The organism is Mucilaginibacter gynuensis, assembly GCF_039541195.1.
Lineage (GTDB): Bacteria > Bacteroidota > Bacteroidia > Sphingobacteriales > Sphingobacteriaceae > Mucilaginibacter > Mucilaginibacter gynuensis.
The window spans coordinates 146,084-162,060 of record NZ_BAABFT010000012.1 but is presented as its reverse complement, the minus strand read 5'-3'; the positions used below and the strand labels follow the sequence as shown (position 1 = coordinate 162,060).

16 protein-coding genes are annotated in these 15,977 nt (G+C 43.7%); 10 read left to right on the top strand and 6 right to left on the bottom strand.

The window, feature by feature from the left end; translation table 11 throughout:
- Positions 1-661: 661 nt before the first annotated feature.
- From rplM to ABD894_RS20255, 8 genes are all read left to right on the top strand, one after another.
- Complete coding sequence (gene rplM / locus ABD894_RS20290) at positions 662-1,099, top strand: 50S ribosomal protein L13 (RefSeq protein WP_345212900.1); 438 nt, start codon at positions 662-664, stop codon at positions 1,097-1,099.
- 26 nt (positions 1,100-1,125) lie between these two features.
- Positions 1,126-1,512, top strand: a complete 387-nt coding sequence (rpsI, locus tag ABD894_RS20285; RefSeq protein ID WP_345212899.1) for a 30S ribosomal protein S9 — start codon at positions 1,126-1,128, stop codon at positions 1,510-1,512.
- Between the two features lie 21 nt (positions 1,513-1,533).
- On the top strand, positions 1,534-2,373 hold the full coding sequence (rpsB, locus tag ABD894_RS20280) for a 30S ribosomal protein S2 (protein WP_345212898.1): 840 nt from the start codon (positions 1,534-1,536) through the stop codon (positions 2,371-2,373).
- A 90-nt stretch (positions 2,374-2,463) separates the two neighbouring features.
- On the top strand, positions 2,464-3,315 hold the full coding sequence (gene tsf / locus ABD894_RS20275; RefSeq protein WP_345212897.1) for a translation elongation factor Ts: 852 nt from the start codon (positions 2,464-2,466) through the stop codon (positions 3,313-3,315).
- Between the two features lie 138 nt (positions 3,316-3,453).
- A complete protein-coding gene (gene nagA / locus ABD894_RS20270) occupies positions 3,454-4,578 on the top strand; it encodes an N-acetylglucosamine-6-phosphate deacetylase (protein ID WP_345212896.1) in 1,125 nt (374 codons plus the stop codon).
- A 27-nt stretch (positions 4,579-4,605) separates the two neighbouring features.
- Positions 4,606-5,310 carry a UMP kinase gene (gene pyrH / locus ABD894_RS20265; RefSeq protein WP_345212895.1) on the top strand — a complete coding sequence of 235 codons (705 nt, stop codon included), beginning with the start codon at positions 4,606-4,608 and terminating at the stop codon, positions 5,308-5,310.
- Positions 5,311-5,474: 164 nt separating this feature from the next.
- Complete coding sequence (gene frr, locus ABD894_RS20260) at positions 5,475-6,038, top strand: ribosome recycling factor (protein WP_345212894.1); 564 nt, start codon at positions 5,475-5,477, stop codon at positions 6,036-6,038.
- 74 nt (positions 6,039-6,112) lie between these two features.
- Positions 6,113-7,867: an ABC transporter ATP-binding protein gene (locus ABD894_RS20255; RefSeq protein ID WP_345212893.1), complete on the top strand. Its 1,755-nt coding sequence runs from the start codon at positions 6,113-6,115 to the stop codon at positions 7,865-7,867.
- Between the two features lie 467 nt (positions 7,868-8,334).
- On the opposite strand, the gene ABD894_RS20250 is transcribed toward ABD894_RS20255, so the two are convergent.
- Entirely contained in the window at positions 8,335-9,615 is a 1,281-nt protein-coding gene (locus ABD894_RS20250) for a replication-associated recombination protein A (protein ID WP_345212892.1), read from the bottom strand.
- Between the two features lie 64 nt (positions 9,616-9,679).
- On the opposite strand from ABD894_RS20250, the gene ABD894_RS20245 reads away from it, so the two are divergent.
- Positions 9,680-10,351 carry a hypothetical protein gene (locus ABD894_RS20245; RefSeq protein ID WP_345212891.1) on the top strand — a complete coding sequence of 224 codons (672 nt, stop codon included), beginning with the start codon at positions 9,680-9,682 and terminating at the stop codon, positions 10,349-10,351.
- Entirely contained in the window at positions 10,348-10,989 is a 642-nt protein-coding gene (locus ABD894_RS20240; RefSeq protein WP_345212890.1) for a DNA-3-methyladenine glycosylase family protein, read from the top strand. Before ABD894_RS20245 ends, ABD894_RS20240 begins: the two co-directional genes overlap by 4 nt.
- Before the next feature lie 63 nt (positions 10,990-11,052).
- Here ABD894_RS20240 and hflX read toward each other — a convergent pair whose 3' ends face one another.
- From hflX to ABD894_RS20215, 5 genes are all read right to left on the bottom strand, one after another.
- A complete protein-coding gene (gene hflX, locus ABD894_RS20235; RefSeq protein ID WP_345212889.1) occupies positions 11,053-12,237 on the bottom strand; it encodes a GTPase HflX in 1,185 nt (394 codons plus the stop codon).
- 144 nt (positions 12,238-12,381) lie between these two features.
- Positions 12,382-12,804: a hypothetical protein gene (locus ABD894_RS20230; protein WP_345212888.1), complete on the bottom strand. Its 423-nt coding sequence runs from the start codon at positions 12,802-12,804 to the stop codon at positions 12,382-12,384.
- A 92-nt stretch (positions 12,805-12,896) separates the two neighbouring features.
- Positions 12,897-13,679, bottom strand: a complete 783-nt coding sequence (gene trpC / locus ABD894_RS20225) for an indole-3-glycerol phosphate synthase TrpC (RefSeq protein ID WP_345212887.1) — start codon at positions 13,677-13,679, stop codon at positions 12,897-12,899.
- A 90-nt stretch (positions 13,680-13,769) separates the two neighbouring features.
- A complete protein-coding gene (locus tag ABD894_RS20220) occupies positions 13,770-14,387 on the bottom strand; it encodes an anthranilate synthase component II (RefSeq protein WP_345212886.1) in 618 nt (205 codons plus the stop codon).
- A 113-nt stretch (positions 14,388-14,500) separates the two neighbouring features.
- Positions 14,501-15,910: an anthranilate synthase component I family protein gene (locus ABD894_RS20215; RefSeq protein WP_345212885.1), complete on the bottom strand. Its 1,410-nt coding sequence runs from the start codon at positions 15,908-15,910 to the stop codon at positions 14,501-14,503.
- Between the last annotated feature and the right edge of the window lie 67 nt (positions 15,911-15,977).

Genomic DNA, 15,977 nt, shown 5'->3' with positions numbered 1-15,977 from the left:
TACCTATCAATCTGAAAAAATAATAGCCCCGGCAAACCAGGGCTACACGTGATGAACTTCCAAGTGGAGGCCCTCATTGAATGATCAAAATTATTAAATATTATTTGCTTTTAAAGACAGTACCTCTACGCAAGCGTAAAGAGGGCTTACATATTTTTTTAATTTATTCCTTCCCTCTTTTTGCTTGCAAAGAGAGGGAGATCCAGCGAAGCGTAGATCGGGTGAGTTGCTTACGCTGATAACCTAAACCCTACCCCACATACCCACCCGACCCCCGAACCTGAAACCCCGCCACTGAAACTCCCAACTAAACCCGATTGAAGCGGATACCTGCCCGGCGCCCAAGGCCTTGCGCGCGTATGAGCGAAAAGCGGGGCTGCCGGAACAAAAGCACCACAGCCATTGATTTTCATAAAAAAATCCACAACTGCAATATGTCACACAGTTGTTCCACAAATACACTCTCTCAGTATCGTTTTACCAAACATACAGCCTTCATCAACGAAGCATATAACCCATCACACAATCAACCCTATACCTGCAATTGACGGGCATAAAAACAAATCGCAAAAAGCATTTGACATTGATATAAAAAGACGTATCTTTGCAGTCCCGTAATTACGGGGTATAATAAACGTTTAATTAATTTAATTTTAAGCAAGTGAATACGTTAAGTTACAAAACTGTCTCAGCCAACAAAAAAACCGTTAACAAAGAATGGGTTGTTGTTGACGCACAAGGCGAGATTTTGGGGCGCTTGTCTTCTAAGATCGCTATGATCATCAGAGGAAAAAACAAGCCTGGTTTCACCCCGAACGTAGACTGCGGTGATAATGTTATTGTTATCAATGCAGACAAGGTAAAGTTGACCGGAAACAAGTTTAGCGATAAACAATATGTTTCTTACACCGGTTACCCGGGTGGTCAAAAATTCATTTCTCCTAAGGAGTTAATGGCAAAACATCCTCACCGTGTAATTGAAAAAGCGGTACGTGGTATGTTACCTAAAAATCGTTTGGGCAAAGCATTATTCGGCAATTTGCATGTATATGCAGGTGCTGAGCATCCTCATGCTGCACAAAACCCAAAAGCCATTTAATTTTTTAATTTCAAAGGAGAAAAGAAATGCCAACAACTAACACTTCAGGCAGAAGAAAAACAGCAGTTGCCCGCATCTATCTTAACGATGGCAACGGCGCTATTATCGTTAACGGTAAAGATTACAAAGAGTACTTCCCTACATTGCCTTTACAATACATTGTAACTCAGTCAACTGAAGTTGCAGGTGTTGCAGGCAAATACGATGTTAAGGTAAACGTAGCAGGTGGTGGTGTTAAAGGACAGGCAGAAGCCGTTCGTTTAGCTATCGCTAAAGCTATTGTTGAGCTTGACGCTGAAAAGAAACCGGCACTGCGTGCTAAAGGTTTAATGACCCGCGATGACCGTATGGTTGAGCGTAAAAAACCAGGACGCAAGAAAGCAAGGAAAAGATTTCAATTCAGTAAACGTTAATATTTTAAGGAGGACTCAACAATGGCTAGAACAACATATCAGGATTTACTGGATGCAGGTGTACACTTTGGTCACCTTACCCGCAAATGGGATCCGAAAATGTCACAGTACATTTTCATGGAGCGTAACGGTATCCACATTATCGATTTAAATAAAACCTTAACTAAGGTTGAAGAAGCTGCTGCAGCTATAAAACAAATTGTAAAATCAGGACGTAAAGTTTTGTTTGTTGCTACCAAGAAACAAGCTAAAGACATCGTTGCTGAGCAAGCAAAAACAGTAAACATGCCTTTCATCACCGAGCGTTGGTTGGGTGGTATGTTAACTAACTTCGCTACTGTACGTAAGTCGATCAAAAAGATGTCAAACATCGATAAATTGACTAAAGACGGTACTTACAGCAACCTTTCTAAAAAAGAAAGACTGATGATTCAGCGTGAGCGTATCAAATTGGAAAGCCTTTTGGGCGGTATTGCCGACCTGAACCGTTTACCGGCTGCGCTTTTCCTGATCGACGTTAAAAAAGAGCATATCGCGGTTTCTGAAGCGTTAAAGTTAAATATCCCAACCTTTGCAATGGTTGATACTAACTCTGATCCTTCAAACATCGATTTCCCTATCCCGGCGAATGATGATGCAACCAAATCAATCTCTTTGATCACTTCTATCATCATCAAAGCTATTGAAGAAGGTTTAGATGAGCGCAAACGCGATAAAGAAGACGAAGCTGAAAAAGAAGCAGTTGCTGCTAAAGCAAAAGCTGACGCTCCTGAAACTGCTGAAGGCGGTAAAAGAAAAAGAGTAACTGCTGAGGCTGAAGCCGAAACAGAAGCTCCTGCTGCTGAAGGTTCAGAAGAATAATTTATTTTAGTTGTGAGTTGTAAGTTAACAGTAGTAACCTACTTTTGCTTATAACTCGCAACTTTTTAACATAAAACAAAAAAATTAACAATGTCTACAGTACAAATATCTGCAGCCGACGTAAACAAACTGCGCCAGCAAACTGGTGCCGGTATGATGGATTGCAAAAAAGCTTTAACTGAAACCAATGGCGATTTTGAAGCTGCTATCGATTTCTTAAGAAAAAAAGGTGCTAAAGTTGCGGCCAGCCGCCAGGACAGGGAATCAAACGAAGGTGTGGTTATTGCACGTACGTCTGCCGATGGCAAACGTGGTGTGATCATCGAACTTAACTGCGAAACTGATTTCGTGGCTAAGAACGCTGAGTTCATCGCTTTCGCTAACGCTATCGCTAACGAAGCTGTTGAGCAAAACCCTGCAACTCTTGAAGAACTGAACAACCTTTCTATCGATGTTGATACTGCACGTATCACTATCGGCGAAGCCACTACCGAAAAAACCGGTAAAATTGGCGAGAAGATCGGTGTATCTAAATTTGAAAAAGTTGAAGGCGAAAGAGTGATCGCTTACATCCACGGTAACTTCCGTTTAGGTGTATTGGTTGCTTTAAGCGCTAACGCTGAAGGTGCTGATGAAGCAGGTAAAGACGTATCAATGCAAATTGCTGCCATGAACCCTGTAGCTATTGATAAAGATGGTGTTGACGCTACTACTATTGAGCGTGAATTAGCTATCGCTAAAGATCAGATCCGTGCAGAAGGTAAACCGGAAGAAATGGTTGAGAAAATTGCTGCCGGTAAACTGAACAAATTCTACAAAGATTCAACTTTATTGAACCAGGAGTTCGTTAAAGATCCATCGAAAACTATTTCACAGTTCTTAAACACTGTTGAAAAAGGCCTTACAGTTACCGCCTTCAAGCGAGTTGCTTTAGGAGCTTAAATATTTTAATCCTCGCCGAAAGGCGGGGATTTTTTTTGATATATATTTTCGTTATCGCGGTTCGCGGTGCATTTGAGCAATTTCAGTATTACGATGAGATTGCTTTTTTACGGAATAAACACGGCGCTAAATTAAAGAATGGTAATAGCCTTACATAACATACAACTAATATCCGGCGGAACTATACTTTCCGGCAAAGCGGTATTAATTGATGGTAGTAAGATCAGCGCTGTTATCGATGAAGCCTCTCTCCCCTCAAACATTCAAACAGTTGACTTTAACGGCGCTTATCTTGCCCCGGGTTTAATTGATATGCAGGTTTATGGCGCTGGCACTTTGTTTTTTGGCGGTGAGCCAAGCGTTGCGGCCTTGCAGCAACTGGAAGATAACCTGATTAACCAGGGAACTACCGGCTTTTTAGCCACCATTGCTACCAACAGCGATGCCGTGGTTGAGCAGGGCATTGAAGCCGCTAAAACTTACAGCCAACAAGCCAAAGGCGCCTTTTTAGGGTTACACCTCGAAGGGCCGTATTTAAACGCCGCACGTAAAGGCGCGCATCCCGAAAAGTATATTAAGAAAGCTACGCTGAGCGAGATCACCCAATGGGTTGAGCAAGGCGAAGGCATCATAAAGATGATCACTATAGCGCCTGAACTACAGGAGACCGAAGTGATCGACTACCTGAACCAGCAAGGCATCATCATCTCTGCCGGGCATACCGATGCGAGTTATGAGCAGGCTTCCGCCTTTTTTAGCGGACAGGTACAGGCAGCTACGCATTTATACAATGCCATGCCTCAAATGCACCACCGCAAACCGGGCATAATCCCTGCCATTTTTGAAAAACGACCGTATACCAGCATTGTTGCCGATGGCATTCATGTAAGTTTCGCGATGATCGCTTTGGCCAAACGGGAACTGGGCGACCGCCTCTTCTTTATTACCGACGCGGTAACGGTTGCCAACGGCGGCGAATACAAACACAGGCTCAACGGCGATCATTTTGTAATGCCCGACGGCACCCTATCAGGCTCGAACCTTACCATGCTGAAAGCCGTACAAAACGGGGTACAAAAAGCGGGTATTGAACTGGCCGAAGCTGTAAACATGGCTTCTTTATATCCGGCGCAGCTGGCATCACTCACCCGCAAGGGGAAAATTGAGGCCGGTTTTGATGCGGATTTTATAATATTTAATGATAAGTTTACACCCGTAGCAACCGTATTGCAGGGTAACATCATCTATACTAACAAAATTTAACTGACACATATATCTAAAACACATCTGATGAAGTACAAAAGGATCTTACTAAAACTTAGCGGAGAATCGCTGATGGGCGAGAAACAATATGGTATTGACAATAACCGGGTGCAGCAATACGCGCAGGACATTAAAACTGTTTTTGATGCCGGTATTGAAATTGCTATAGTAATAGGTGGCGGTAATATTTTCAGGGGCTTAAGTGCCGAAAAATCAGGTATGGAACGCGCCCAGGCAGATTATATGGGTATGCTGGCCACCGTTATCAACTGCATGGCCATGCAAAGCGCTTTAGAAGATATCGGTATTGAAACCCGCCTGCAATCGGCCATTAAAATGGAGCAGATCTGTGAGCCCTATATCCGTCGCCGTGCCATGACGCATTTGCATAGTGGTCGCATTGTAATATTTGGCGCCGGTACAGGTAACCCGTATTTTACTACCGATACAGCTGCCTCATTACGCGCTATTGAAATTAAAGCGGATGTGGTATTGAAAGGTACCCGTGTTGACGGTATCTACACCGCCGACCCGGAGAAAGACCCAACAGCTACCCGTTACGAAGAGATCACTTTTCAGGAAGTTTACGATAAAGGCTTGAACGTTATGGATATGACTGCCATTACCCTTTGCCGCGAAAACAAACTGCCGATCATCGTATTTGATATGAACAAAGAGGGCAACTTTATGCGCATTGCTAACGGCGAAACCGTTGGTACCATTGTAAAATAAAGTATTATGCACTAATACCGATAAAATAAAGCTTGCAAATTGCAGGCTTTTATTCGTTAAAGGCAAATTTATTTGATAACGAAACATCGATATATCTGCATTAACACTAAATTGCGGTGAGCTAAAATCGTAGAAATTACTATTTTTGTCAAAAATTTTTAAAAATGAGCGAACTCATTAAAAAGCAAATAAGCGATGCTAAAGCATCAATGGACAGAGCCATTGAACACGCAGACAGTGAACTGAATAAAATACGTGCAGGTAAAGCCAATCCATCAATGCTTGATGATGTATCGGTTGATTACTACGGTACCCCAACCCCTTTAAGCCAGGTGGGTAGCGTAAACACGCCCGATGCACGTACCATTATCGTTCAGCCATGGGAAAAATCATTGCTTCCGGCTATTGAAAAAGCCATTAAAGAAGCTAACCTTGGTGTAAACCCGCAAAACGATGGTGTGATCATCCGCATCAACGTACCACCGCTTACCGAAGAGCGTCGCCGCGATTTAGTTAAGAAAGCTAAAGGTGAGGCCGAAACCGGTAAGATCGCTATCCGTAACATCCGTAAAGATGCTAACGAGAAGATCAAAAAATTAAAATCAGAAGGTGTTTCTGAAGACGAAATAAAAGTTGGCGAAGCTGAAGTTCAAAAACTTACCGATGCGTTCATCGTTAAGGTTGACCAATTATCAGAAGCTAAGGAAAAAGACATCATGACGGTATAAAACCAAACTAATGTCAAATTAAAAGGGAATGAGCTACTTAGCCATTCCCTTTTTCTATTTTTGCCCCTCGAAATATGAACGTACTATTATCTTACTTAAAACAGCACCGCTTAACAGTTGCCCTGGCACTGATACTGGCGGGCCTCAACATAGGTTTCTCCCTGCTTGATCCATACATAACCGGCCGAATTGTTGACCACGTTATTGAGCAGCGCAGCAAACTACAATACGACGAGTACCTGCACAATGTTTTAAAACTGGTGAGCTGGGCCATTGGCGTCGCCATGGTATCGCGTATAGCTAAAAATTTTCAGGATTACTTTACCAACATCATTACCCAAAAGGTAGGCGCGGCCATGTATGCCGATGGATTGAAGCATTCGCTGCAACTCCCCTACCAGGTATTTGAAGACCAGCGCAGCGGCGAAACCCTGGGCATTTTGCAAAAGGTACGCCTGGATAGCGAGAAATTCATTACTGCGTTCATCAGCATACTGTTTGTATCGCTGATAGGTATGGTATTTGTAATTGTGTACTCGGCAAGTGTGAGCTACAAGGTTACATTGGTTTATTTTGCGGCCATCCCGGTAATTACCATTGTGAGCATGGCCATGAGTCGCCGTATAAAAACCATCCAGAAGAATATTGTGGGCGAAACCACCGCGCTGGCAGGCTCAACTACCGAATCGTTAAGGAACATCGAGCTGGTAAAAAGCCTGGGCCTTGCTAATCAGGAGATTGAACGCCTTAACAAAACCACCTATAAAATACTCGACCTTGAACTGAAAAAGGTAAAATACGTACGCAGTATGAGTTTTGTACAGGGTACTACCGTAAACCTGGTTCGCAGTGTTATGGTTGTGGTGTTGTTGATGCTGATATTTAAAGGCACCATTTCACCGGGACAATATTTCAGCTTTTTGTTCTACTCATTCTTTTTGTTTAACCCTTTGCAGGAGTTAGGCAACGTAATATTATCATGGCGCGAGGCCGAGGTATCATTAGGCAACTTCCATAAAATAATGAGTACGCCTATTGATGTTAAGCCCGAAAAGCCGGTATTATTAGAGAAGGTGACTAACCTTACCTTCAGCAACGTTACTTTTAAGCATTTAACCGCTAACCGCAACGCGCTAAGCAATATCAGTTTTGAAACCAATATGGGCGAAACCATCGCTTTTGTTGGACCATCAGGCTCGGGTAAAACCACCCTTGTGAAACTACTGGTTGGCTTATATCAGCCATTGGAAGGTGATATTTTATATAACAAGATACTAAGTAAAGACATCGACCTCGATCAGCTACGCGAAAAGATAGGTTTTGTAACCCAGGATACGCAGCTCTTCTCGGGTACTATCCGCGAGAATTTGCAATTTGTTCGCCCGGGTGCTACGGATGCTGAGTGTATGAACGTATTGCAGCGTGCCGCCTGCCAAACCTTATTAGCCCGTGCCGATAAAGGGTTGGATACCGTAATTGGTGAAGGTGGCGTAAAAGTATCAGGTGGCGAAAAACAGCGTCTGTCTATAGCCCGTGCCCTGCTGCGCCGTCCGGACCTGCTGGTGTTTGACGAGGCTACTTCTGCGTTGGATTCTTTAACGGAAGAAGAAATCACCGAAACCATCCGCGATGTATCGGTAGAGAACGACCATATCACCATACTGATTGCCCACCGCCTGTCAACCATTATGCATGCCGACAGGATATACGTATTGGAAAAAGGCAACATCATCGAATCGGGCCGCCACCTCGACCTGCTCAACCAAAAAGGCCTGTACTACGCCATGTGGAGACAGCAAATCGGCGAAAAGGTTACTGAAGAGATTTAAGTTGAGTTGTAAGTTGTGTGTTGAAGGTTGTGAGGGAGGATGAGGTTTCAGGTATTTGTTGATGAACAAGTGAAATGTATACCGCGCGCTAAGTAAGTCCTCTCCTTTGGAGAGGACTTAGGTGAGGCTTTTCCCGTCAGCAAACAGCTTCGGGTGAAAACGGGCAGAACGTTGTCGGCCAGGAGCGCAAAGGCGGGCATAGGAGCTTGTTGCATGTGGGTAGGATAATGCGTTGGGGCAAAAGTTCCAGCCCAAGTTCTGCCCGTTTTGCAGGGCATGGCCAAGTGCGGCAAAGAAGCCTCTTGCTGGACGAAGGGTTTTGTTACTTTTGCCCTCAAAAGTAATGGGGCCTGCGCCCAAGAGCAGACTGACGTTAATAATAGCATAAGCTTAACCTAAGTAGAGATTGCTTCGTTCCTCGCAATGACGCGATTTATTCATCCTGAATCTTTACTCTTACTTCTCTATCAATACTTATACCTATCACCCCAAAGCTTTTTAAGCTTCTCTTTTATTTCGTATTCTTTAGGGTTATTGCCGGGCTGGTATATTTTGCGGCCCTTAATGGCGGCAGGCAAAAAGTCCTGATCGGTAAAGTTGCCATCGTAACTGTGGGCGTATTTATAATCTTTACCATACCCAATGTTCTTCATGAGTTTGGTAGGTGCGTTGCGTAAGTGCAGCGGCACAGGCAGGTCGCCGGTTTGGTGCACAAGTGAAATGGCCTCATTAATGGCCATATAACTCGCGTTACTTTTTGGTGAAGTAGCCAAATAAATAGCCGTTTGCGACAGGATGATCCTTGATTCGGGCATACCGATCACATTTACCGCCTCAAAGCAGCTTTGCGCCAACAGCAGCGCGTTAGGGTTGGCATTGCCAATATCCTCCGATGCCAGTATCAGCATCCGCCGAGCTATAAACGATGGATCTTCCCCTCCTACTATCATCCGTGCCAGCCAGTAAACAGCACCATTAGGATCGCTGCCCCGCATTGATTTTATAAAGGCCGAAATAATATCATAATGCTGCTCGCCGGCTTTATCGTACAGCGCCATGTTTTGCTGCACATGCTCCAGCACCACTTCGTTGGTAAGGGTTATCTTTTTGCTATCGAAAGCGTTTATCAGCAGTTCAAATATGTTGAGCAGCTTACGCGCGTCACCACCCGACAAGCGTAATAAGGCCTCATGCTCTTTAATGCTGATCTTTTTCTCCTTCAGCACCACATCTTCCTTCATGGCTTTTTGCAGCAGGTTTACAAGATCGTCCTCTGCAAGTGGCTGCAAAATGTACACCTGGCATCGCGATAGCAAAGCCGATATTACCTCGAACGACGGGTTCTCTGTAGTAGCGCCTATCAGCGTAACAATGCCACGTTCTACCGCGCCAAGTAATGAGTCTTGCTGCGATTTGGAGAAACGGTGGATTTCATCTATAAACAATATCGGCAATATTTCGCCCTGCTCTTTCAACAAGGATGCCTTTTCAATTACCTCCCGTACATCCTTAACGCCCGAATTAATAGCGCTTAACGAAAAGAACGGACGGTATAACGACTGCGAAATAATGTAAGCCAGTGTAGTTTTACCTACCCCCGGCGGCCCCCAAAATAACATAGATGGCAGCGAACCGCTTTCTATCGCTTTGCGTAGTACCGCGCCGGGGCCAACCAAATGTTTTTGGCCAACATAATCATCAAGCGATTTTGGCCGCATGCGTTCGGCTAAAGGAGGCAGATTATTCATACGAGTAAAATTCAGAAAACTAAACGCCAAATCCTAAAAAAGTTAGTAAATTGTGTTGCCAAACATGAAAAGATCTATTTTATACCTTATCATTATTCTATTCACTTGTTGTAAAACAACTAAACCCGAAATTGTTGGTATTTACAGTTATAAAAACAGTAATTATAATGTATTAAAAATTAATGCCGATCATACATTTCAATATGAGAAATTAGATATTCACCAGTTTTTTAACCCATCTGATACATCAAGGAGAGCAAATTACGATTGTTCACATACTGCGACGAGCGGTGTATGGTATAAAAATTATGATAATAAGTTAATTCTCAATAATTGCGATAATGATACAACCGATGTATTCAGATACTGGCGTTTATCCAAAAACCTAAATAATAATAATAATGAAATAAAAGTTTCCTTCAAAAACCTTATAGGTGAGACTATAGGAATTTCCGGGGTTTCGCATAACGACAACTGGATTGGCATCAGTTTCCACAAAACTTATAGAGATTTCAGTGTTGAGGTGGGTAAATACGACAATTTAGTGTTTGATTTTGGGGCTTATTTTTATAAACCCTTGGTACTTGATTTAAAGGATAGCTCTGCTGCTGATTATACCATTACCCTTGCCCCGCATTTTTTATCCGGATATTTTAAAAATGAAATAGTGACTTTACATGGAAAAAACATCATATGCCGGGATTCTGTATTTAATAAAGTCCGTATAAAGAAATGATCCGAACGTTCAACTTATCTACCTTCCATACCATTTGCGATGAGCTGGCTGCTGCCGATGCTGATCTGGCCGGGATTATCGATATTTACGGTTACCCACCCATGTGGTCGCGACCGAACACGTTTGAAACGTTGGTGCATATTATTCTGGAGCAGCAGGTATCGCTGGCCTCGGCGTTATCAGCACTTAATAAATTGCGTGAGCGGATACAGGAAATTACCCCGGCAAGGGTTTTACTGCTTACCGATGAGGAATTGAAAGCATGCTATTTTAGTCGCCAAAAAACGGCCTACACCCGTTACCTTGCCGAAGCTTTGTTGAGCAAGCTTATCGACCTGGAAGAATTGGCCGCTTTACCCAATGACGAGATCCGCAGCAAACTTACCGCCCTTAAAGGTATTGGCAATTGGACAGTTGATGTTTACCTGATGTTTGTTTTGCAACGTGCGGATATTTTCCCGATAGGCGACCTTGCCGCCGTAAATGCCCTTAAAAAAGTGAAAAATATACCTGCGGGTACAAGCAAAGAAGAGTTAGCCGCTATTGCCAAAGCATGGCAACCTTACCAAACGGTGGCCACCATGCTGCTTTGGCATTGGTACTTGAAAGGCCGTAATCCGGCGGTGCCGTTTCCTTAAATACAAAACCCATGTTGTGCGTGGCATAACAAGGGTTTATACAATATTTACTAAAATGTTCTATTAATAAAGCAAATGATCATACGGGTATCTTTCCGTATGGATGGCTTTCACTTTCTGGTAAAGCAGATCGCGGAACTCGTCGATATTTTCGCGGGTTGATGCCGATATAAACACTGCCGGGCTGTTGTTTTTACCCATCCAGGTATGTTTAAAATCTTCCAGTGTTAATGGCTGCATTTCTTCGCCTTCGTGTGTTTGTACGGGCTGGTAAGCATCAATCTTATTGAACACGGTGATAGTTTGCTTATCAATCACACCAAGGTCTTTAAGCGTTTCGTTTACCGTACGGATCTGATCTTCAAAATTAGGGTGCGATACATCCACCACGTGCACCAAAATATCGGCCTCGCGTACCTCGTCAAGTGTCGATTTAAAGCACTCTACCAAGTGGTGAGGCAGCTTACGGATAAATCCTACCGTATCTGATAACAGGAACGGCGCGTTTTCAATCACTACCTTACGTACCGTGGTATCCAGCGTAGCGAACAACTTGTTCTCGGCAAAAACCTCCGATTTGGAGATCATATTCATGATGGTTGATTTACCCACGTTGGTATAACCCACCAGTGCCGCGCGAACCAATTGGTTACGATTTTTACGCTGGGTTTCGTTCTGCTTATCTATTTGCTTCAGGCGTTCCTTTAGTAACGATATCTTGTTCAGGATCAAACGCCTGTCCGTTTCAATTTGCGACTCACCTGGTCCACGCATACCAATACCACCCTTTTGGCGCTCCAAGTGCGTCCATAAGCGGGTAAGGCGTGGCAGCAGGTATTGCAACTGTGCCAACTCTACCTGGGTTTTAGCCTGCGCGGTTTGTGCGCGGCCTGCAAAAATATCAAGGATCAGGTTGTTCCTGTCCAGTATTTTCACCTGTAGCTCGTTCTCGATATTACGCAGCTGCGATGGCGAAAGCTCATCATCAAACACCACAATATCAATTTCTTCGGCCTTTACATATTCCTTTATTTCTTCGAGTTTACCGGTACCAACATAGGTAGCCCGCTCCGGTCGCTGCAGCTTTTGGGTGAAATACTTAACCGTATCACCGCCTGCCGTGGCTACCAGAAATTCTAATTCTTCTAAATATTCTTTCTCTTGCGCTTCGGTTTCATTAGCGGTAACTACGCCAACCAAAATCGCTCTTTCCTGCTTCACAGCAGTATCATAAAATTTTTGTTTCATTCAGTAAAATGATTTACAATCTAAATGCCAAGTTAATAAAACAAGTTGTTTTAGTTGCTCGTATGCCAAAATAGCATAAAATGCACATACACAGTTAACCCGGCAACACAATAAAATAATTAATGGTAATAAGTTTCAATCCGGCTATATAGGAATAGCTGAACTCAGGGATTGAAATACTAAGCGAATACTAAATACATTGTAGTAATTATTAAGACGTTGCAAAGATAATGATTTTTGTTGTGAGTTGTGTGTTGTAAGTTGTGGGGATGAGGTTTCAGGTTTGAGGATCGCGGTTTCTGTGGGTGGGATTAATACCTTGCAATGTTCAGCGGCGGGACGCCGCGTAATAGTTGCCACTCGGCCGGGGCCGTAGCGGCTGCGGCTGAATGATGGGACTTCGCTACGCAAAAGCACAACCTTAACATGCCCACAAAAATGCGGCATCGTAAGGAACAGGTAGCACAGAACCTGCCACAGCACAACCCAAACATAGTTTCTTGCGCAGCCGCGACTTTTTTCTTTGGTTACTTTCTTTTTTGAGAGAAAAAAGAAAGCAACATCCACTAACGTTCAATTAAAGCATAACCATTCCTAACGAAGAACAAAGCGCATAATAGATGCTTCGTACCTCAGCATGACAGGTTAAAGATTTAAAACTACAAGCCCTTCACAAACTCCCTTATCGCCGCTCCCGGGTTTTCTTCTTTCATGAAATTTTCGCCTATCAGGAAACCGTTGAAACCGGCTTGTTTTAATTGTTTGATCACTTCGGTATTGCTGATAGCGCTTTCGGAGATCTTTAAAAACTCATCAGGAATATGCTTTGCCAGCTGAAAAGAAGTTTCTACAGACACGGTAAAATCGGCGAGGTTGCGGTTGTTTACACCAATGGCATCCAGGTTAGGATTAATGCTGCGCTCCAGCTCCTCGAGGTTATGCACTTCCAGCAATACATTCAAGCCAAGGCTTTTGGCCAGCGATGCCATGGTTTGTATTTCGGCCGGGGTAAGTATGGCGGCAATAAGCAGGATAATATCAGCACCTATTGCTTTGGCCTCTATCACCTGGTACTCATCAATCATAAAATCTTTACGCAATACCGGGATGGTGTTCAGCTTACGTGCCCGCATTACATCCGCTTTGCGGCCCATAAAAAACTGCTTATCCGTTAATACCGATAATGCTGATGCACCTGCCGCGGCATAGGCCGTAGTTACTTCTTTTACGGTCACCTTATCATTAATGATGCCTTTTGAGGGCGACTTGCGCTTAAACTCGGCGATAATGCCGGTTCGGTTCTCGTCGAGCAGGAAATCTTTAAACGAGTATACATCCCGGTGGAAATACTCAGATTCTTCCAGTTTGGTATATGATGTACGGTTTTTTGAGTAAGCTACTTCCTTCTTTTTGTTGGCAACTATTTTATCAAGTATGTTCATAAATCCCCCCGGCCTTCTGCCTCCCGGCAAACAGGCTTTATTATGTCAAAATTGTATTAAATCAGTTTATTTTATTCTCTGTTAGTTCCCTTAGTTAGCCTGCGGAATTAACCAGTTTTTCATCATTGCACGGCCATATTCGGTCAGTATCGATTCCGGGTGAAATTGTACGCCCCGAACATCAAACTCTTTATGCCTTAATGCCATTACCGAATTATCTTTTTCATCAATAGCGGTAATAGTAAGCACTTCGGGCAGTGCTTTTTCATCAACCACCCACGAGTGATAACGGCCCACATTAAAGCTTTCGGGAAGGCCGATGAACAGTTGTTCATGGTCGTCGGTAACTTTAATAGGTGTAGCGATACCATGCATCGGCTGACTTAAATTGTACAACCTGCCGCCAAATACTTCGGCGATAGCCTGCTGACCAAGGCACACGCCAAAAATACTCTTGGTAGGCGCGTAACGCTCAATTACCTGCAACAATAAACCCGCTTCAGATGGAATACCCGGTCCCGGAGAAAGGATGATATGATCGTAAGCATCTACATCCTCAATGGCAAACTGGTCGTTTCTCCATACATCGCACTGCAAGCCAATTTCGTTAACCAAATGCACCAAATTATAGGTGAACGAATCATAGTTATCTATGATCAGGATGCGCTTGCCCTGCGCCTTATTTATATTTTGTGTTATTTCACTCATTTTATTGTTTTTTTATCACCGATTACTCCGATTTTTTCGCCACCGATTACACGGATTTTAAAAACAGGATTTCACCGATTTGTTCTACTTAACATAATCCAACTCACAACTCACTAAAGCTCCTCTGCCAGCTCAATGGCTTTGCGTAGGGCTGCTATTTTATTGTTTACTTCGTTTAGTTCGCTTTCGGCTATTGAGCCTGCTACTATACCGGCACCGGCCTGGTAATGCAGCGTATTGTTTTTGCTCAGGAAAGAACGGATCATGATGGCATGGTTAAAGTCGCCGTTGAACCCCAGGAAACCTATGGCACCGCTGTAGAAGCTGCGTTTTATATTTTCGTTCGCATCGATGATCTCCATAGCGCGGTACTTTGGCGCGCCACTCAATGTGCCTGCCGGGAAGGTATCGGCCACAATTTTAAACGATGATGCGCCCGGATGCAGCTTGCCGCTCACATGCGATACCAAATGGATAAGGTGCGAATAGTACTGAACCTCTTTAAAGGCCTTTACCTCAACCTGCTCGCAATGACGGCTCAGATCGTTACGGGCCAAATCAACCAGCATTACGTGCTCGGCCGATTCTTTCGGGTCGTTCTCCAGGTTGTGTGCCAGCTCGGCATCCCGCTCATCATCGCCGCTGCGTTTAAAGGTGCCCGCTATTGGAAAAATGCTTGCTACACGGTTTTTGATGGTGATCTGTGCCTCCGGCGATGAACCGAAAATGCGGAAATCGCCATAATCAAAATAGAACAGGTATGGCGACGGGTTGATGGAACGCAGTGCACGGTACACGTTAAATTCATCGCCTGTAAATTCCTTAGAAAATGCCCTTGAAGGCACTATCTGGAAAACATCACCGCGATAAATATGCTGTTTCATCTTCTCCACAATGGCAATGAACTCCTCGTTGGTCAGGTTCGATTTTTCGTCGGACTTGCTTTGGAAAGTATACTCGGGGAAGTTTTTGTTTTTAATCAGGTATTCCACTTTTTCTATACCGCCATTTTCTTTTTCGCCCTCAATTTGGTTGTGGAAAATGTACATCTCATTTTTAAAATGATCAATAGCGATAATGTAGCGGTATATGTAATACTGCATTTCGGGAATCTGGCGGGTAGTATCGCTGCTTTGTTTTAGCTTAATGGTTTCAAAGTGCTCTACCGCCTCGTGCGTAAAGTAGCCGAACAAGCCGTTCGATATCATTTTTGCCGGACCATCGGTAGTTTCAAACAACGATAAAAAATCGTTGATCTGCCCCAGCAATTCAAACTCGCCTGGTTTAAACGTGGCTTTATCATCACCGGGATATTGAATTTTAAGCTCGCCCTGGTTAAGCGCCAGTCCGCTAAGGGGTTCGCAGCAAACATAGCTCATACTGTTTTCGCGGCTATGGTAATCGGAACTCTCCAGCAATAGCGAATTTGGGTAAACATCGCGCAGGCGAAGGTATATACTCACCGGCGTTGTGGTATCGGCCAGTAGTTTTTTGTGTGTAGTTACAATTTTATATTTTTTCATCCGTTAAAATCTTAAAAATAAAAAAACCCGTCGAATTGGTGTTCGCCGGGTTCCAAGTAGGTTTATA

Excerpts from the sequence above, each read along its gene's own strand:
- ABD894_RS20240 (WP_345212890.1), top strand. The coding sequence starts at position 10,348 with ATGATCCGAACGTTCAACTTATCTACCTTCCATACCATTTGCGATGAG.
- ABD894_RS20220 (WP_345212886.1), bottom strand. The coding sequence starts at position 14,387 with ATGAGTGAAATAACACAAAATATAAATAAGGCGCAGGGCAAGCGCATC.
- tsf (WP_345212897.1), top strand. The coding sequence starts at position 2,464 with ATGTCTACAGTACAAATATCTGCAGCCGACGTAAACAAACTGCGCCAG.
- frr (WP_345212894.1), top strand. The coding sequence starts at position 5,475 with ATGAGCGAACTCATTAAAAAGCAAATAAGCGATGCTAAAGCATCAATG.
- pyrH (WP_345212895.1), top strand. The coding sequence starts at position 4,606 with ATGAAGTACAAAAGGATCTTACTAAAACTTAGCGGAGAATCGCTGATG.
- rpsB (WP_345212898.1), top strand. The coding sequence starts at position 1,534 with ATGGCTAGAACAACATATCAGGATTTACTGGATGCAGGTGTACACTTT.
- ABD894_RS20250 (WP_345212892.1), bottom strand. The coding sequence starts at position 9,615 with ATGAATAATCTGCCTCCTTTAGCCGAACGCATGCGGCCAAAATCGCTT.
- ABD894_RS20215 (WP_345212885.1), bottom strand. The coding sequence starts at position 15,910 with ATGAAAAAATATAAAATTGTAACTACACACAAAAAACTACTGGCCGAT.
- ABD894_RS20245 (WP_345212891.1), top strand. The coding sequence starts at position 9,680 with ATGAAAAGATCTATTTTATACCTTATCATTATTCTATTCACTTGTTGT.
- nagA (WP_345212896.1), top strand. The coding sequence starts at position 3,454 with ATGGTAATAGCCTTACATAACATACAACTAATATCCGGCGGAACTATA.
- ABD894_RS20255 (WP_345212893.1), top strand. The coding sequence starts at position 6,113 with ATGAACGTACTATTATCTTACTTAAAACAGCACCGCTTAACAGTTGCC.
- rpsI (WP_345212899.1), top strand. The coding sequence starts at position 1,126 with ATGCCAACAACTAACACTTCAGGCAGAAGAAAAACAGCAGTTGCCCGC.
- hflX (WP_345212889.1), bottom strand. The coding sequence starts at position 12,237 with ATGAAACAAAAATTTTATGATACTGCTGTGAAGCAGGAAAGAGCGATT.
- trpC (WP_345212887.1), bottom strand. The coding sequence starts at position 13,679 with ATGAACATACTTGATAAAATAGTTGCCAACAAAAAGAAGGAAGTAGCT.